At 69.2% G+C, this 16,803-nt stretch carries 20 protein-coding genes; 13 read left to right on the plus strand and 7 right to left on the minus strand.

The window, feature by feature from the left end:
* Window positions 1–63: 63 nt before the first annotated feature.
* From L3V18_RS11845 to L3V18_RS11900, 12 genes are all read left to right on the plus strand, one after another.
* A complete protein-coding gene (locus L3V18_RS11845; RefSeq protein ID WP_237055114.1) occupies window positions 64–1,497 on the plus strand; it encodes an RNA polymerase factor sigma-54 in 1,434 nt (477 codons plus the stop codon).
* A gap of 164 nt (window positions 1,498–1,661) precedes the next feature.
* Window positions 1,662–1,991 carry a ribosome hibernation-promoting factor, HPF/YfiA family gene (hpf, locus tag L3V18_RS11850; protein WP_237055116.1) on the plus strand — a complete coding sequence of 110 codons (330 nt, stop codon included), beginning with the start codon at window positions 1,662–1,664 and terminating at the stop codon, window positions 1,989–1,991.
* A gap of 187 nt (window positions 1,992–2,178) precedes the next feature.
* Window positions 2,179–3,129, plus strand: coding sequence for an HPr(Ser) kinase/phosphatase (gene hprK / locus L3V18_RS11855; protein WP_237055119.1), 951 nt, complete (start codon window positions 2,179–2,181; stop codon window positions 3,127–3,129).
* Window positions 3,130–3,131: 2 nt separating this feature from the next.
* Window positions 3,132–4,037: an RNase adapter RapZ gene (gene rapZ / locus L3V18_RS11860; protein WP_237055120.1), complete on the plus strand. Its 906-nt coding sequence runs from the start codon at window positions 3,132–3,134 to the stop codon at window positions 4,035–4,037.
* A 372-nt stretch (window positions 4,038–4,409) separates the two neighbouring features.
* Window positions 4,410–4,802, plus strand: a complete 393-nt coding sequence (locus L3V18_RS11865) for an EF-hand domain-containing protein (protein WP_237055122.1) — start codon at window positions 4,410–4,412, stop codon at window positions 4,800–4,802.
* Window positions 4,803–4,889: 87 nt separating this feature from the next.
* A complete protein-coding gene (locus L3V18_RS11870; protein WP_237055124.1) occupies window positions 4,890–5,288 on the plus strand; it encodes a hypothetical protein in 399 nt (132 codons plus the stop codon).
* A 441-nt stretch (window positions 5,289–5,729) separates the two neighbouring features.
* Window positions 5,730–6,122 (plus strand): PTS sugar transporter subunit IIA, encoded by a 393-nt coding sequence (locus L3V18_RS11875; protein WP_237055126.1) that lies wholly within the window; start codon window positions 5,730–5,732, stop codon window positions 6,120–6,122.
* Window positions 6,123–6,149: 27 nt separating this feature from the next.
* Complete coding sequence (locus tag L3V18_RS11880) at window positions 6,150–6,419, plus strand: HPr family phosphocarrier protein (protein WP_237055128.1); 270 nt, start codon at window positions 6,150–6,152, stop codon at window positions 6,417–6,419.
* Window positions 6,420–6,754: 335 nt separating this feature from the next.
* Complete coding sequence (gene ptsP / locus L3V18_RS11885; RefSeq protein WP_237055130.1) at window positions 6,755–8,485, plus strand: phosphoenolpyruvate--protein phosphotransferase; 1,731 nt, start codon at window positions 6,755–6,757, stop codon at window positions 8,483–8,485.
* Between the two features lie 529 nt (window positions 8,486–9,014).
* The gene (mgtE, locus tag L3V18_RS11890) at window positions 9,015–10,367 is read left to right on the plus strand and encodes a magnesium transporter (RefSeq protein ID WP_237055132.1); all 1,353 of its coding nucleotides are present in this window, start codon (window positions 9,015–9,017) and stop codon (window positions 10,365–10,367) included.
* Between the two features lie 26 nt (window positions 10,368–10,393).
* Window positions 10,394–10,801 carry a nuclear transport factor 2 family protein gene (locus L3V18_RS11895; protein ID WP_237055134.1) on the plus strand — a complete coding sequence of 136 codons (408 nt, stop codon included), beginning with the start codon at window positions 10,394–10,396 and terminating at the stop codon, window positions 10,799–10,801.
* 122 nt (window positions 10,802–10,923) lie between these two features.
* The gene (locus tag L3V18_RS11900; protein ID WP_237055136.1) at window positions 10,924–11,775 is read left to right on the plus strand and encodes a carboxylesterase family protein; all 852 of its coding nucleotides are present in this window, start codon (window positions 10,924–10,926) and stop codon (window positions 11,773–11,775) included.
* 16 nt (window positions 11,776–11,791) lie between these two features.
* Here L3V18_RS11900 and L3V18_RS11905 read toward each other — a convergent pair whose 3' ends face one another.
* The 4 genes from L3V18_RS11905 to L3V18_RS11920 all read right to left on the minus strand — a co-directional run bounded on the left by L3V18_RS11905 (window position 11,792) and on the right by L3V18_RS11920 (window position 14,444).
* Window positions 11,792–12,232 carry a nuclear transport factor 2 family protein gene (locus L3V18_RS11905; RefSeq protein WP_237055138.1) on the minus strand — a complete coding sequence of 147 codons (441 nt, stop codon included), beginning with the start codon at window positions 12,230–12,232 and terminating at the stop codon, window positions 11,792–11,794.
* A gap of 173 nt (window positions 12,233–12,405) precedes the next feature.
* On the minus strand, window positions 12,406–13,374 hold the full coding sequence (locus L3V18_RS11910; protein WP_237055140.1) for an aspartate carbamoyltransferase catalytic subunit: 969 nt from the start codon (window positions 13,372–13,374) through the stop codon (window positions 12,406–12,408).
* 16 nt (window positions 13,375–13,390) lie between these two features.
* Complete coding sequence (ruvX, locus tag L3V18_RS11915; protein ID WP_237055142.1) at window positions 13,391–13,885, minus strand: Holliday junction resolvase RuvX; 495 nt, start codon at window positions 13,883–13,885, stop codon at window positions 13,391–13,393.
* Complete coding sequence (locus L3V18_RS11920; RefSeq protein ID WP_237055143.1) at window positions 13,878–14,444, minus strand: YqgE/AlgH family protein; 567 nt, start codon at window positions 14,442–14,444, stop codon at window positions 13,878–13,880. Before L3V18_RS11920 ends, ruvX begins: the two co-directional genes overlap by 8 nt.
* Window positions 14,445–14,597: 153 nt before the next feature.
* On the opposite strand from L3V18_RS11920, the gene L3V18_RS11925 reads away from it, so the two are divergent.
* Window positions 14,598–15,164: a DNA-3-methyladenine glycosylase I gene (locus L3V18_RS11925; protein WP_237055145.1), complete on the plus strand. Its 567-nt coding sequence runs from the start codon at window positions 14,598–14,600 to the stop codon at window positions 15,162–15,164.
* 106 nt (window positions 15,165–15,270) lie between these two features.
* Here L3V18_RS11925 and L3V18_RS11930 read toward each other — a convergent pair whose 3' ends face one another.
* The 3 genes from L3V18_RS11930 to L3V18_RS11940 form a co-directional block, all read right to left on the minus strand.
* Window positions 15,271–15,753 (minus strand): FKBP-type peptidyl-prolyl cis-trans isomerase, encoded by a 483-nt coding sequence (locus L3V18_RS11930; protein ID WP_237055147.1) that lies wholly within the window; start codon window positions 15,751–15,753, stop codon window positions 15,271–15,273.
* A 226-nt stretch (window positions 15,754–15,979) separates the two neighbouring features.
* Entirely contained in the window at window positions 15,980–16,228 is a 249-nt protein-coding gene (locus L3V18_RS11935) for a hypothetical protein (protein WP_237055149.1), read from the minus strand.
* Between the two features lie 257 nt (window positions 16,229–16,485).
* On the minus strand, window positions 16,486–16,803 hold the full coding sequence (locus tag L3V18_RS11940; RefSeq protein WP_237055151.1) for a hypothetical protein: 318 nt from the start codon (window positions 16,801–16,803) through the stop codon (window positions 16,486–16,488).

Consider the following 16,803-nt stretch of genomic DNA (forward strand, 5'->3'; position numbering starts at 1 on the left):
CGGCGAGGGTGCGTGTCCGGCGCGCTGCCCCATGCCCGACCGCACGCGACTCCCGACTAGGCCATGAAGCCCCGCCTCCAACCCGCACTCGGACAGAGCCTGGTCATGACGCCGCAGCTGCGTCAGGCGATCCGGCTGCTGCAGCTGTCCGCCACCGAGCTGGAGCTGGAGCTGGCCAATGCGGTCGAGACCAATCCGCTGCTGGACTGGAACGAGACCGCGATCGAGTCCGGCGCCGACAGTGATTCCGGCGCGGACGACGCGCCCGCGCACGACAGCCTTGCGGAACAGGTCGTGCAGGTGGAAGCGGTCGACGACTGGCCGCCGGGCGACGGCGAGCCCTGGTACGAGCGGATCGGACCGGCCGGCGACGGCCATGACGAGCACGCCGCCGAACAGGTCGCCAGCGACGAGACCCTGCACGACCACCTGCTCTGGCAGTTGCACCTCAGCCACCTTTCGCCACGCGACCGCCGCATCGGCGTGATCCTGATCGAGGCGATCGAGGACGACGGCTACCTGCGCGAGCCGCTGGACGCGATCGCGGCATCGCTGGCACCGGACATCCAGGCCGGCATGGAAGAGATCCTCACCGTGCTGCACACGATCCAGCGCTTCGACCCGGCCGGGGTCGGCGCGCGCGACCTGGGCGAATGCCTGCGACTGCAGCTGGAGCCGATGCCCGACGACACGCCCGGCAGGACACTCGCCCACCGGCTGGCGAACGGGCCGCTGCAACGCCTGGCCAAGGTCGGCGTCGCGGGCCTGGCCAGCGAGATGAAGCTCTCCGTCGACCAGGTGGAGACCGCGGTGCAACTGCTGCGTTCGCTCGACCCCCGGCCCGGTTCGCAGATCGGCGGCACCGGCAGCGACACCTATGTCGCGCCGGACGTGGTGATCTGGCGCCAGCACGGACTGTGGCGGGTCTCGCTGGCCGAAAGCATGCGCCCGCGCATCACCATCCACCGTGGCTACGAGGGCATGATCCGCGGCGCCAGCGCTTCCGATGCCAGCTACCTGCGCGGCCACCTGCAGGAAGCGCGCTGGCTGCTCAAGAGCCTGGAAGCGCGCGGCGAGACCCTGCTCAAGGTGGTCCAGTGCCTGATCCGCCAGCAGGCCGGCTTCCTCGAGTTCGGCGACAGCGCGCTGCGGCCGCTGACCCTGCGCGAAGTGGCCGCCGAGGTAGGCCTGCACGAATCCACCGTCTCGCGCGCGATCGCCCGCAAGTACGCCCGTACCCCGCGCGGCACGATCCCCCTGCGCGGCTTCTTCGCCTCCGGCGTCAGCAACGACAGCGGCGGCGAATCCTCCAGCACCGCGATCCAGGCGATGATCCGCGAACTGATCGACGCGGAGGATCCGCGCAAGCCGCTGTCCGACGCCCGCCTTGCCGAGACGCTGAAGTCCTCCGGGGTGCCGGTGGCCCGGCGTACGGTCGCCAAGTACCGCGAGGCGATGAACATCCCGTCGTCGCAGGATCGCGTGAGAATCGGCTGAAACGCTGCCCGGATGGATGCCGCGCCCGCCGCGAACGGACCGGCCGCCTGGGGCATGCACCTCCGGCGTCGATCGTGCGATGCTGTGATTCCGGCCTCGCGCCCGCACCCGCCGAAGCCGGGTTCCCACTGCGATCAACACTGCGATTAACCAGGAGGTCTGCGATGCGTATCGAAACCCACGGCCAACAGATTGACGTCACCCCGGCCCTGCGCGACTACATCGAGACCAAGCTGTCGCGCCTGGAACGCCATTACGAGCAGCCGCTGGACGTGCGCGCCCAGCTCAGCCTCGACAAACCCGAACACAAGGCCGAGGCGACCGTCAGCATTGCCGGCCGTACCCTGCATGCCGATGCCAACGCCATCGACATGTACGCCGCGATCGACCTGCTTGCCGACAAGCTCGATCGCCTGCTGATGAAGCACAAGGAAAAGATGGTCGACCACCACCGCGGCGAGAGCCTGGCCCGCAACGGCGACTTCAGCCTCTGAGCGGGGCAGCGAACCGCCGCTCCATGCCGCCCGGCGCGACGTCGGCGGCATGTCGACGGCGTCCCGGCTAACATGACGCACCCGGCATCACGGCATCGACCGAGTGAATGATCGACTGGACGCGCCCACCGACCCGCGGCATGGATCCGGACCCGGCCCGGATGCGGCACCGCCCGGGACGCCGGACATGAACGCGAGCATCAGCGCCGGCGAGCTGTTCGAGCAGCAGCGCGACCGGCTGGACCTGCGCTGGATCGCGGGCGAGGCGGGCGCCGGGCGGGTGCTGGAGTCGGTGCAGACGGTCGCGCGCCGGCCGTCGCTGGCCGGTTATCTCAACACCATCTATCCGAACAAGGTGCAGATCCTCGGCACCGAGGAGCTGGCCTGGCTGGACTCCCTGGATTCGCGCCTGCGCTGGGAGACGATCGAGAAGATCATCCAGTCGCGGCCGCTGGCGATGGTGATCAGCAAGCAACAGCCCTGCCCCGAAGACCTGCGCGAGGCCGCCGAGGAGTCCGGCACGCCACTGTGGGTCTCGCCCCGCCGCGGCCACGAGCTGCTCAACCACATGCAGTACCACCTGGCGCGCACGCTGGCGCCGCGGGTGACCCTGCACGGCGTGTTCATGGAGATCTATTCGATCGGCGTGCTAATCACCGGTGAATCCGGCTCGGGCAAGAGCGAGCTGGCGCTGGAACTGGTGACCCGCGGCCATCGGCTGGTCGCCGACGATGCTCCCGAGTTCACCCAGATCGCGCCCGACGTGCTCGACGGCACCTGCCCGGACATGCTCCAGGACCTGCTGGAGGTGCGCGGCCTGGGGGTGCTCAACATCCGCGAGATGTTCGGCGACACCGCCGTGAAGGGCAACAAGTACCTGCGCCTGGTCATCCACCTGACCCGGCCGATGGCCGAGCCGCTGCCGACCGGCATCGAGCGCCTGACCGGCGACAGCGGCACCCGCCGCATCCTCGACCTGGACGTGCCGACGATCACCCTGCCGGTGATGCCTGGCCGCAACCTCGCGGTGCTCGCCGAGGCCGCGACGCGGCTGCACAGCCTGCGGATGAAGGGCATGGATCCGGCCGCCGCGTTCATCGCCCGGCACAGCAACTTCCTGGAACGGGGGGATACGTGAGCATGACCGAGGACACCGACGCGACGCCGTCGCCGGCGGCCGCCGCTCCGGTGCTGGTGATCGTCAGCGGCATGTCCGGTTCGGGCAAGTCGGTGGCGCTGAAGACCCTGGAAGATCTGGGCTACTACTGCGTCGACAATCTGCCGGCGGACCTGCTGCCGCAGTTCGTCCGCAGCGTGCACAACGACGATGGCGCGCCGCCCAAGCTCGCGGTCGCGATCGACGTGCGCAACCGGCACAGCGACCTGGCGAAGATTCCGGAGTGGCTGTCGGCGGTCGGTGCGCTCGGCTTCGATCCGCAACTGGTCTATTTCGAAAGCAGCGACGAGGTGCTGCTGCGGCGCTATGCCGACACCCGTCGCCGACACCCGCTGAGCCGGCTCGGGCTGCCGCTGGCCGACGCGATCGCGCTCGAACGCCAGGTCTCACGGCCGCTGCGGCAGATCGCCGATACCGTGATCGACACCAGCGAGATGAACGTGCACCAGCTGCGACGGCACATCATCACCGGGTTCGGGCTGAGCGGCGACAATGCCGTCTCGCTGCTGTTCGAATCCTTCGCGTATCGGCACGGCGTGCCGGCCGACGCCGACTTCGTGTTCGACGCCCGCGGCCTGCCCAATCCGCACTGGAATGCGACGCTGCGGCCGCTTTCGGGACGCGATGCCGCCATCCGCGAATACCTCGACCAGCAGACCGACGTCGGCCTGTACCTGTCCCAGGTCGGCGCGTTTCTCGACACCTGGCTGCCGCGCATGGTCGAAGACACCACCCGCAGTTACGTCACGGTCGCATTCGGCTGCACCGGCGGCCGTCATCGCTCGGTCTATCTCGCAGAACGCATGGCCGAGCACGCGCGCCAGCAGGGCTGGGACGAGGTGGCGGTGCATCACCGCGAGCTGGACTAGAACCATCCGATACGCGGCGACACCCGCCGCCACCTCTCGCCGGACGACAGCGCCGGCCGCAGGCGGACCCGGGCAACGTGGCGTCATCCGTTCGCCGATTGCCGGACCCCGCTCTCCTGGGACGGCACGCACCGGGGAAAAAGCGCATCGCCGGGCATCCCCGATCGGGCCCGCGCCACACGCGCCGCTTCCTCTCACCATCGGCATTCAGCCGGAGGATGCCCCTCGACAACGGGGGTGAACGCACGCTGACACGATTCCGGCCCGTGTTCACCGAATTACGAAACCTTCATCGCTTGCTCGCACATGGATCGCATCCGCAGCGATAGCGTCGGACCCGTATTCCAACGCAACGCGTTCAGGAGTCCGAACATGTCGACCGATGCCCCCGACAAATGCGCTCCCGGGAAGCACGCCTCCAGGGAACAAGGCCCATGCTCGTCTCTGGCAAGGGCGGGGCCGGCCGCCGCCGGGTGGCTGGTGGCGTTCGCGTCGATCGCGTACCTGCCGGCGCCGCATGCCCAGACGCAGGAACGAGCGCAGGAACAACAGGAGCAGGCCTCGCCCGTCGAATCCGAAGAAGCGCCGCCGGTGCCGCCGGCGTTCGCGGACCTGGACCGCAATGGCGACGGCCAGCTGACCCGGGAGGAAGCCGCCGCGGATGCGGCCCTGACCCTCCGTTTCGACGATGCCGATCTCAACGAAGACGGCCTGCTGACGCCGACGGAACACGCATCCATCGACGACGAACCGCCCGTGCCCTGATGGACACGCGCCGACGGCACCTCCCGGTGCCCCCAACCCGCATGGCCTGCAGAGGCCGGCGTCTTTCCCCACACAGGGAGATTCAAAATGAACCGCCTCCAGAAGACATCCATCCCGAACGCCGCCACCCCGGGGACCGCGTACCGGAAGCCGCTGACCCTGCTCCCGATCGCGGCCCTGCTCGTCATGGGACTGACGGCCTGCGAACCGACTCCGCCGCCATCGGAACCGACGCCAACCGCGCCGGACACCACCGCGCCCGAGCCGATGCCGTCCGAGCCCACCGATACGCTGCCGGCCGACGACACCACCCTGCCTGAAACGGACACCGACGGGGACATGGATGCCGGAACCGAGAACGCGTATCCGTCGCCGACACCGGACCCGATCGACGACGAGCTCACGCCGCCTGATCCGATCGCGCCGGACGACCCGTCGACCATGCCCGAGGAACCGGCCCCCGCCGATACTCCGCCGGAGCCCTGACGGGCAACGGCGATCCGGTCCCTTGGACGTAGCCTCCCGGCAGCCTCCGCTCGATGCGGAGGCTCCCCTTGCCGGGGTGAGTGAGTACCGGCCGCCGGCACTGATTGCCCGCATCACCACCGCGAACCGGGCACGATCGGACCGGTTCGCGACGGCGGCCTGCATCCACGCGAGCGCACGTGCTTGATCCCGCGTGCCAGATCCCTCGGAAGCAGGGCCGAGCCGCGCCCGGCCCCATGCCGTCCGGGAGACGTCCACGGCCGGCGTTGTCCGGAGTTCTCGCCGGACAACCCTTCACCGGCCGATCTCCGGACAATCTTTCGCCACACGACCGATTCGAACCACGCCACGGGCGGCCATCCGGCTGCCCGCGCCGCTTTCCGGAACCCATCTCCCCGCCGCCGCTATCGGCGCGCCATCGCGCTCTGATAAGTTGGCGGCATGAGCGTCGGCATCCTCCTCGTCACCCATGAAGGCATCGGCAACGCGCTGCTGGCCGTGGCCACGCAGCTGTTGCGCAGCCTGCCCCTGCGCGCGGAGGCCTTCGAGGTCCCGCTCGGCGCGGACCCGGACCGGCTGCTGCCGCAGGCAAGCGCGGCGCTGAGGCGGGTCGACGGCGGCGACGGCGTACTGGTGCTGACCGACGTCTACGGCGCGACGCCGAGCAACCTTGCCGCCAAGGTCGCCCGCCTGGGCACACCGGTGCGGCGGGTATCCTCGTTGAACCTGCCGATGCTCCTGCGGGTGATGAACTACGCCGAGCTCGCCCTGGATGAACTGCCCGCGGTCGCCGCCGCAGGCGCCCGCAACGGCGTCGTCCTGGACGATGCCTGACACGAAGACGGCCCGAGGATCTGCCCGATGATCGAACGCGAACTGACCGTCTCCAACCGACTCGGCCTGCACGCGCGCGCGACCGCCAAGCTGGTCCAGGTGCTGTCCGCATTCCGCAGCAACGCCACGCTGCTCGCCAAGGGCCGGGAGGTCAACGCCAAGAGCATCATGGGCGTGATGCTGCTTGCCGCGGGCCAGGGCACCGTGGTCAGGCTGCGGGTCGAGGGCGAGGACGAGAACGCGGCCACCGAAGCGATCGTCGCGCTGTTCGAGCGCCGCTTCGACGAGGACAGCTAGCCGGCGGCCGGAGAACGGCGTGCCGACGCGGCCAGGGACGATCGCTTCCCGCGAATCGGGCGTGCAGGCGGCACCTGATTCGTCGGAAGCGGATACGGACAGGCTTCGGACCCGCGGCCTGAAGAACGCACGGGTGTGCGCTCTTCGACGATCAGCGAGGGCGCAGCGGCCGCCCCCGCTGCCGGAATGGCCCCGCCGTACGTGGGGCAGGGAGGAACGAGGGATTTCATGACGACAGATGTGCGAGTGAGGACGCCGCGACACGCCCGCCCGGGTGCAGGGGCATCTCGACCTGGGTGCGGTGTCGCCGTGTCCGGCTGCATGGACTGGTCCTGATGCGGCAGGAATTCCACGGCACCGGCGCCTCGCGCGGAAGCGTGCTGGGGCGCGCACGCGTGCGCCTGCCACACGCGCTGGAGGTCGCCGAAGAGCAGATCGCCGGCGAGGCGATCGACGCCGAGCTCGCCCGGCTGCACGCCGCGATAACGACCGTCCGCGGCGAGATGCATGCGCTGCGCGAACGGCTGCACGGCGCGCTGGCGCACGAGGTCGGCGAATTCCTCGACCTGCACACCCTGCTGCTCGACGATCCGGAACTGCTGCAGGGGCTGAACGAACTGATCCGCATCGGCCGCTATTCCGCGGACTACGCGCTGCGCCTGCAGCGCGACCGCATCGCTTCCGTGTTCCAGGACATGGACGATGCGTATTTCCGCAGCCGGGTCGAGGACATCGACCAGGTCATCGGCCGCGTCCATGCCGCCCTGCATCGCCAGGAGGGCGAACTCCAGGGCCTCGCCGGCGACATCCTGATCACCGACTCGGTCGCACCGGCGGAGATCGCCCAGTTGCAGGCGCACGGGGTGATGGCAATCGTCACCGCCAGCGGAAGCCCGCTCTCGCACAGCGCGATTCTCGCCCGCAGCCTGCACCTGCCCCTGGTCGTCGGCGCACCCGGCGTGCTGCAGAAGATCAACGATGGCGACACGTTGATGATCGATGGCGGCAACGGCCTGGTCGTGCTCGAGCCCAATGCCGAGGACCTGCGCGGCCACCGCGCGCGCGCGCGCGAGCTCAAGCGTGAGCGCAGGGAACTGCACCGGCTGCGCCGCGAACCGACCCGTACGCTCGACGGTGTCGACATCAAGCTCTACGCCAACGCGGAATCGCGCGAGGACGTCGCCGAGGCGCATGCGCTGGGCGCCGCCGGCATCGGCCTGTACCGCACCGAGTTCCTGTTCCTGCAGCGCAGGGAGCTGCCGGACGAAGAGGAGCAGTTCCGCGCCTATCGCGACCTGGTGCTCGGCATGACCGGGCGCACGGTGACCGTCCGCACCGTCGATCTCGGCGCCGACAAGGCCGACCACACCGGCCTGGCCCTGCGCGACGAGCCCAACCCGGCGCTCGGATTGCGCGGCGTGCGCCTGTCGCTGGCCCGCCCCGATGTGCTCGAGACCCAGCTGCGTGCGCTGCTGCGCGCATCCGGCTACGGCCCGCTGCGGATCCTGCTGCCGATGGTCAGCAGCCGTACCGAGATCCGCGAGGTGCGCGCCCACCTGGAGCGGGTCGCCGAAGCGCTGCGCGCGCAGGGCCATGCGATCGCCGACCGCGTGCCGCTCGGCGCGATGATCGAGGTTCCGGCGGCGGCGATCGCACTGGCCAGCTTCATCGACGAGGTCGACTTCCTCTCGATCGGCACCAACGACCTGGTCCAGTACCTGCTGGCCGCCGACCGCATCAACGAGGCGCTCGGCGAGCTCTACACGCCGCTGCACCCGGCGGTGGTGCGGGTGCTGCGCGACGTGATCCGGCTGGCCCGGGCGCGCGAGGTGCCGGTGGCGGTATGCGGCGAGATGGCCGGCGACGCCAGCTTCGCTCCGCTGCTGCTCGCGCTGGGGCTGACGGAATTCAGTCTGCATCCGGCGACGATGCTGGAGCTGCGCCACACCATCCGCAGCCACGACCTGTCGGCGCTGCGCCGGCGCAGTGCCGGATTGCTGCGCGCCGGCGACCATGCCGCGCTCGTGCGCTGGCTGACCGCCAACACCCCCGCGCCCGGCGGTTGAGCCGCCGCGATCACGGCCGTGGCGCCCGGGCTGGGCAGCTTCGCGCGCAGCGGCGATAATCACGCGGGACGCACTGGACGCGTCGTCCGCGGAACGTCCGCCCCGCTCGGGGATGCTCCGCGCAAGCCGCGCCCGGGCCCGCCACCCTGATCCGCCGTCGGGGGTGCCGGAATGATTGCGGCACCCGACCGGAATCGTGCGGCACTGCCGTCCTGTTCCGCCGATCAAGATCGCCGAGTCCCATACCCGGAGCCCTGCATGGCCGAAGCCGTCCGCCCCAACCGCCTGCCAGGATCCGCCACATGGGCTTCATGGCCCGGCCTTCGCGATCGGATGGCATCGCGTGGCGCGATGGCTTGTCCGCGGAACCGGACCGCGTCGCGGCGGACGGCCGCGACGGCCATGATGGCTGGACGCGCCTGGCCGCACGGCCGCGCTGGCGCGTCGTCGACCGGGCATGCGTCGCCGTGCGGGTTCCCGGCCTTCCTCGCATCCCGGGCACACGGCCCCAACGCGGAGCGCGCAGCCCATGCAGACCGGTTCTGAGACCGCCCGCCAGCTCCGCCTGCTCTCGGACGCGCTCGACAGCGGCCGTCTCGGGCCGGTCCGGCGGCTGGTCAACACGCTGTCGCCGGCGGAAATCGGCAACCTGCTCGAATCGCTGCCGCCACCCAAGCGCACCGTGGTCTGGGGCCTGGTCGACGCCGAGGACGACGGCGAAGTCCTGGTCCACGTCGGCGACGAGGTCCGCGAGAGCCTGCTCGCGGAGATGGACCCCGACGAGATCGTCGCCGCGGTCGAGGACCTCGACATCGACGACCTCGCCGACCTGGTCGAGGACCTGCCGGACACGGTCATCGACGAGGTCCTCAAGTCGATGGACCGCGAGAACCGCGACCGGCTCGAGCAGGTGCTGTCCTATCCCGAGGACACCGCCGGCCGCCTGATGAATCCCGACGTCGTGACCGTGCGTGCGGACACCACCGTCGACGTCGTGCTGCGCTACCTGCGCCTGCGCGGCGAGCTGCCCGAGCACACCGACCATCTGTACGTGGTCAGCCGGCGTCACCAGTACCTGGGCCGGATCGCGCTGGCCTCGCTGCTGACCTGCGAGCCGGGCGACCCGATCAACAGGCTGATCGACGACGAACAGCCGGCGATCGACGTCGACGAGTCCGCCGACGAGGTCGCCCGCCAGTTCTCCGACCACGACTGGCTGAGCGCGCCGGTGGTCGACGACGGCAACGTGCTGCTCGGCCGCATCACCATCGACGACGTGGTCGACATCATCCGCGATCGTGCCGAGCACCAGGCGCTGGGTGCGGCCGGTCTCGACGAGGAGGAAGACCTGTTCAGTCCGATCCGCCGGGCGATGCGGCGGCGGCTGGCCTGGCTGACGATCAATCTCGGCACCGCCTTCCTCGCCGCCAGCGTGGTCGGCCAGTTCGAGGCGACGATCGAGAAGATCGTCGCCCTCGCCGTGCTGATGCCGATCGTCGCCGGCATGGGCGGCAACGCCGGCACCCAGGTGCTGGCGTTGATGGTACGCGGCCTCGCGCTCGGCCAGGTCGGCGCCTCCAATGCCGGCGTGCTGCTGTGGAAGGAGGTCCGGCTGGCGCTGCTCAATGGACTCGCGCTCGGCACCCTGCTCGGCACCGTGGTCTGGTTCTGGTTCCACGACCTGCAGCTGTCGCTGGTGATCGCTTCCGCGTTGACGCTGAACCTGCTGTTCGCCGCCACCGCCGGGGTGACAGTGCCGCTGACGCTGAAGCGGCTCGGTTTCGACCCCGCCCTCGCCAGCAGCATCTTCCTGACCACGGTCACCGACGTACTCGGCTTCTTCACCTTCCTCGGCCTGGCGACGCTGGTTCTCCTGCACTGAACCGCTGCCCCGACGACGGCGAGCTCATGGACACCACGGCATTGCAGGCACGCATCCTCGAACTGGAACGGCGCCTGCTCCAGCCCGACATCCGTGCCTCCGTCGAGGCGCTGGATGCGTTGATCGCCGACGATTTTCTCGAGTTCGCCAGCACCGGCCGTTCGTTCGGCAAGGCCGAAGTGCTGGCACGGCTGCCGCGCGAGGCCGGTCTTTACCGCTACTCGATCGCCGGTTTCGCGGTACGTGTCATGGCCGGCGACCTGGTCCTGGCGACCTATCGGGCGACGATCGCCGATCCCGACTCCGCGCGACCGCCGCGCCATTCCCTGCGAAGCTCGCTGTGGCGACGCGAAAGCGTCGCGGGGCACGCATGGTGGCGGATGGTCTTCCACCAGGGCACGCCAACGACGGCAGATCGCGACCAGGGCGATTGACCGCCATCGGGAGCCCACCATGTGCCGCCGAGCCGTCGGGGGACATGCAGGGCGGGCAACGACCGGTACGTTGCGGTAGCCTGCCGATGACCTGCACGAACGCACCCGGAGAGCTTCCCGTCATGCCCTTCGCATTGCGCCGGATCCTGATCCTGATGGCCGCCATCACGTTGCCCGCCCTGCTGACCGCCGCCTGCACGACCTCACCAGCGCCATCGCAGGGGCCTGCCGCGTCCCCCGAGCCCGCAGCGCCGGGCGGATTCGTCCGCCGCACGCTGACGATCGACGGTGTCGCCCACGTCTACCAGGTCTTCGTCCCCTCCTCCGCGCGCCTGCAGGACGCCGGCGGCAGGCGGCCGGTCGTGCTGTTCCTGCACGGCTCGGGCGAACGCGGCGACGATGGCGTCAAGCAGACCGAGGTCGGACTGGGCCCCTACCTGCGGAGGCATGCGCGGGATTTCCCCGCGATCGTGGTGTTCCCGCAGTCGCCGCCGGAACGCTCGTGGGATGGCGACGTCGCGGCGATGGCGTTCGCCATGCTCGACGCGGCGAGCGCCGAGTTCGGCGGCGACCCCGACCGCACCTACCTGACCGGCATGTCGCGCGGCGGCTACGGCACATGGGAGCTGGCGCTGCTGCAGCCGCGACGCTTCGCCGCGCTGGTCCCGGTCTGCGGCGGCATCACATCGCCGCGGGCGGAATCGCCGCTCACGGTCGAAGCGGTCGCAGGCAGCGCCGACCCGTTCATGGCCACCGCCGAACGCCTGCGCGAGCTGCCGGTGTGGATCTTCCACGGCGGCCTGGACGACGTGGTGCCGCCGGAGCAGTCGCGGCGCATGAACGCCGCGCTCGAGGCGACCGGCGCCGATGTCCGCTACACCGAGTTTCCGGACGCCAACCACAACTCCTGGGACGCGACCTACGGCCACGCGCCGATGTGGGACTGGCTGTTCGCGCAGCAGCGGCGCCGCTGAAGTCTTGGCAGCCCCGCTAGTTCTGCGGGGCATCGACGTCGATCGCCGGCCGCACCGCGCCGGTCGGCGATGGATCGGCCAGACCCCAGTATTCGCGCATCGCGCGGATCCTGTCTCCCTCGACCTCGAACACGATCGCTTCGAAGTTGCGGTAAGCGTCGGGCGGAACGCTTTCGCCGTAGCTCTCGAACACAGCCGTATCGCCGGCGATCAACACTTCGAGTGCCCGCCCCTTGATTCGTACACCGCGGTTCGACTCGATCCACGCTTCCAGCGCCGCCTTGCCTGCCGCACCCTCGTGTCGACCGGCATGGGGACCTACAGGAAACTGGAACTGGAAATCATCCGTGGTCATCTCCAGGAACGGCGCCCAGTCGCCACTGTCCCAGGCCGCGAGGAAACGTCGCCACGCCTCCATCGCGACCTTCTCGGTACCCGCATCGGCGCTACGTTCCACCTTCGGTACGGGTCCGGCGTCACCGCCGCCACCTTGTGCATGCAGTGCGAAGGGAGGGCAAAGCGCGATCGCCAAGGCGAACGTCGCCAAGGCCTTCGGACGGAGGACGGCAAACATCGAAGCGATCTCCACAGTCGGTTTTCCCGATTATGGATCAATCCCCCGCCCCGGCCTCAGCCCTTCAGCAGGCTCTCCAGCACCGCCATGCGCACCGCCACGCCGTTGGCGACCTGGCGCAGCACCAGCGACTGCGGGCCATCGGCGACCGCGTCGGTGATCTCGACACCGCGATTCATCGGGCCCGGATGCAGCACCACCGCGTCGGCATCGGCTCGGGCCAGGCGTGCGAGGGTCAGGCCATAGTCGCGGTGGTAGTCCTCCAGCGATGCGACCAGGCCGTCCTCCATCCGCTCGCGCTGCAGCCGCAACATCATCACTGCGTCCACGCCTTCCAGCGCGGCGTCGAAGTCCTGCGACACCGCGCAACCGTGAAGGGTGTCGTCGTCCGGCAACAGCGCCTGCGGGCCGCAGACCCGGATTTCAATCGACCTGCCCTCGCCTGTACCCAGGGTGCGCAGCGCATGCAGGTCCGAGCGAGCGACACGGGAGTGCTTCACGTCGCCGACGATCAGCACCTTCAACCGCGAGAAATCCGCGCCCTTGGCCTGGCGCAGGGTCAGCATGTCGAGCAGGCCCTGGGTCGGGTGCGCGCTGCGGCCGTCGCCGGCATTGATCAGGCAGGTGCCCTCGCCGGCCTCGGCGGCCAGTCCGGCCACCGCGCCGTCGTCCTTGTGGCGGACGATGAAGCCGCGTACGCCCATCGCCTCGATCGTCTTCAGGGTGTCGCACGCGGTCTCGCCCTTGCTGGTCGACGATGTCGACGCATCGAAGCTCAGCACGTCCGCGCCCAGCCGCTGCGCCGCGAGCTGGAAGCTCAGCCGGGTCCGGGTCGATGGCTCGAAGAACAGCGTGCAGACCGCGACGCCGGCCAGCGCCCTGCGCTCATCATGGCCATCGGCGAAATGCTGGGCCCGATCGAGCAGCGCCTCCATCCGGGCGCGCGGCATCTCCTGCAGTCCGATCAGGTGGCGAGAGGCATCGACCGCTGCATGCGGCGCGGGGGCGGAAAGATCCTGGTTCATGCGGTCCGGAGAAGGTTCAGTGGGAAGCATCGGAGGGCGGTGCGACACCTATCTCCATGGCATCGTCCGGTGCGGCCAGCCAGCGCTCGACGACGACCGCGGCCGCCATCGCGTCGAGCACCTCGGCATCGCGGCGGCGCCGGCGTCCTCCGGCGCGATCGCTGGCGAAACGTTGCGCGGCCTCGATCGAGCTCGCGCGCTCGTCGACCAGCGCCACCGGCAGCCGGTAGCGCGCATGCAGTTCGCGGGCGAAGGCGTGGGCCCGCTTGCGGATCGGCTGGTCGCCGCCGTCCAGGGTCATCGGGTCGCCGACCACGAAGCCGTCAGGCCGCCATTCCTTGCGCAGGCGGTCGATCGCCGTCCAGTCCGGACCGTGGCCGTGCACGTCGACCACGGCCAGCGCACGCGCGCCATTGCCGAACGCGCTGCCGACCGCGACCCCGATGCGGCGCGCGCCGACATCGAAACCGAGGACCGTGCCGTCGCGCTTCATCGTCGCCGTCTCAGGCATGGCCCGCGTAGTCGGCCAGGTGCGCGAAATCCACGCCGATGCGGCCGGCCGCGGCCTGCCAGCGCGAATCCAGCGGCAGCGAGAACAGCAGCTCGGCATCGGAGGGCGCGGTCAGCCAGTCGTTGTCGGCCAGTTCGCGTTCGAGCTGGCCGGAACCCCACCCCGCGCAGCCCAGGGCCACCGTCGCGTTCCGCGGCCCCTCGCCGCGCACCATCGCCTCGAGGATGTCGCGCGAGGTGGTCAGGTACAGCCGCTCGCCGATCTGCATCGTCGAATCCCATTGCAGGCCGCCGTCGTGCAGCACGAAGCCGCGCTCCGGATGGACCGGCCCGCCGGCCAGCACCGGCTGCGCGCGCAGCGACTCGCTGCCGCCCTCCACGCCCATCTGGCCCAGCACCTCGCCCAGCGTGTACTCCGAGGCCCGGTTGACCACGATCCCCATCGCGCCGTCCTCGTCGTGCTGGCAGATCAGCGCGACGCTGCGCGAGAAATTGCTGTCCGCCAGCGAAGGCAGGGCGATCAGGAGCTGGTTGGCGAGCGGGGTGGGAGACACGGACATGGCCTGCATTCTACCGCCTCGCCCGCGCCTCGCGTGGAGCGCGCCGACGCGTTATCGTCGTGGGTCCGGCGCCCGCCAGACCCGGCCGGCGCTGCCACTCCCACCCCACCCGTCCAGGCCATCGGGCCTGTGTCCGATCGCCAGGAGCGCCCCATGTCCGGCTACTGCGACATCGCACCCGGCCACCCGTTGCACGGCCCCTATCACGACCACGAGTACGGCTTCCCGCAACACGAGGAAGCGGTGCTGTTCGAGCGCTTGCTGCTGGAGATCAACCAGGCCGGGCTGAGCTGGGAGACGATCCTGCGCAAGCGCGAGGGCTTCCGCCGCGCCTACGACGGCTTCGACGTCGACGCGGTGGCTGCCTACGGCGATACCGAACGCGCACGCCTGCTGGCCGATGCCGGCATCATCCGCAACCGGCTCAAGGTCGAGGCCGCGATCCACAACGCCGGCGTAATCCGCGGGATGCGCGACAGCCACGGCGGCTTCGCGGCCTGGCTCGACGCGCATGCCCGCGACGGCGACCGCCACCGCGACAAGGCCGCATGGGTGAAGCTGTTCAAGCGCACCTTCCGCTTCACCGGTGGCGAGATCACCGGCGAATTCCTGATGAGCCTGGGTTACCTGCCCGGCGCGCACCGCCACGACTGCCCGACGATGCAGCGCATCGCCCGCGCCCACCCGCAGCTGCCGTCGGTCGTCGCGCTGGCAGGCTGAGCGCAGCGCGACCCTCGCCCGCGGACACGAAACGGCCCAGACCGCCAACGCGATCCGGGCCGGGATTCCTAGCGTGGTCGCGGAAGGCCGCGACCATCGCCGGCGATCAGCCGTGCGCGCCGCCCGCACCGTGGGCGTGGCCGTGCTGCTGTTCGTCCGCAGTGGCCTCGCGCACCTCGGTGACCTCCACGTCGAAATGCAGGGTCTTGCCGGCCAGCGGGTGGTTGCCGTCGACGGTCACGGTGCCTTCGCCGACCTCGGTCACCGTCACCAGCAGCGGACCGTTGCCGGTCTGCGCCTGGAACTGCATGCCCGGCTGCACGTTGTCGATGCCCTGGAAGGCGTCGCGCGGCACCTGCTGGACCAGGCCGTCGTGGCGGATGCCGTAGCCCTCTTCCGGGGCGACGTCGACCTTGAGCTTGTCGCCGGCCTGCTTGCCGGCCAGCGCCTTCTCCAGACCGGCGACGATGTTGCCGGCGCCATGCAGGTAGCTCAGCGGGTCGCGGCCGCTGGACGAGTCGATGACCTGGCCGGCATCGTCGGTCAGAGTGTAGTGAAAGGAAGCGACGCAGCGGTCGGCGATTTCCATGAGGGCCTCCATCATTCGGGAAGTGTTGGGAATACGCCGAAAAGGCCGAAGCACTGACAGACGACGCAAAGAAACAGCCGCACAAGGCGGCCATGCGGGAAGTCTGGACGTGGCGGGCAGGGAGTGCAAGTTGGGGTGCCCAAGCGCATATTCCCTCGCCGCAGGAACCGCCCGTTCAGCGATCGCACCTGGACCACCACAACTCATCGAGTCCGGACGCAACGATTCAGTGGTCCCGCGAGCCGGCATCGGCCCGACCAAGCAGGACAAGACCAGCCCATGCTCCCGGATAGTGAACGACTCCGGCCTGGGACGACTCGACCAGGATCCCCGCGCGCAGATAGCTCCATTCCTTAGCCGCATAGCCTGCGGAAAAATCGCCGGTATCGATAACGGCTACGACGACTCCTGTCATGCCACCGCCGAGATCCACCCTATCGCCGATCAGGACGGCCGCTCCATTCTCGTAGTTCATCCCGTCCTCACCACCCTGCTCTGCCTGATCATGCTCGGGCGGTTGGCGACGTTGTAGACGTATTCGCGAGTGCTTCCAGCCGAATCAATGGGGTGCGTTGTGAAAAGAGCAATTCGTCAAGCTCAACATTGGCAACGGAAATAGTCCCGGATGCGCTCCGCTTATCCGGGCTACGCTGGCTGCAAGCAAGCATCTCGCGTTTGCTAGTCGCGGTTAGAAAATTAACCCGACCCCATTCTTCAAGCCATATCTACCGGTCAGCCACCTTCTCCCCGCAATTCAACAAACCCATCGGTTAGATAAAGCCGAACAATCTTCCGCTCCTCATCGACGCGACAAGTCATAACGTTCCCCGTCTTAGCGTTATCTACAATCTCATTTATATCCAGAGCACACGTCGCGGCAGATAACCCTGTCAATTCCAGGGCGAACGGAAGGCGCTCGCGATCCATCTCTTTTGGCAACGCCAGTTCGATATTACATCGTCGCGCTCGCAAATCGAAGTGGATAGCTATTATTTCGGCATCGTGAAAGTCACGACTAGCGAGGTCGGAAAATTCTTCACTCAAAGTCAT

This window comes from Marilutibacter chinensis, assembly GCF_021725675.1.
Taxonomy (GTDB): domain Bacteria; phylum Pseudomonadota; class Gammaproteobacteria; order Xanthomonadales; family Xanthomonadaceae; genus Marilutibacter; species Marilutibacter chinensis.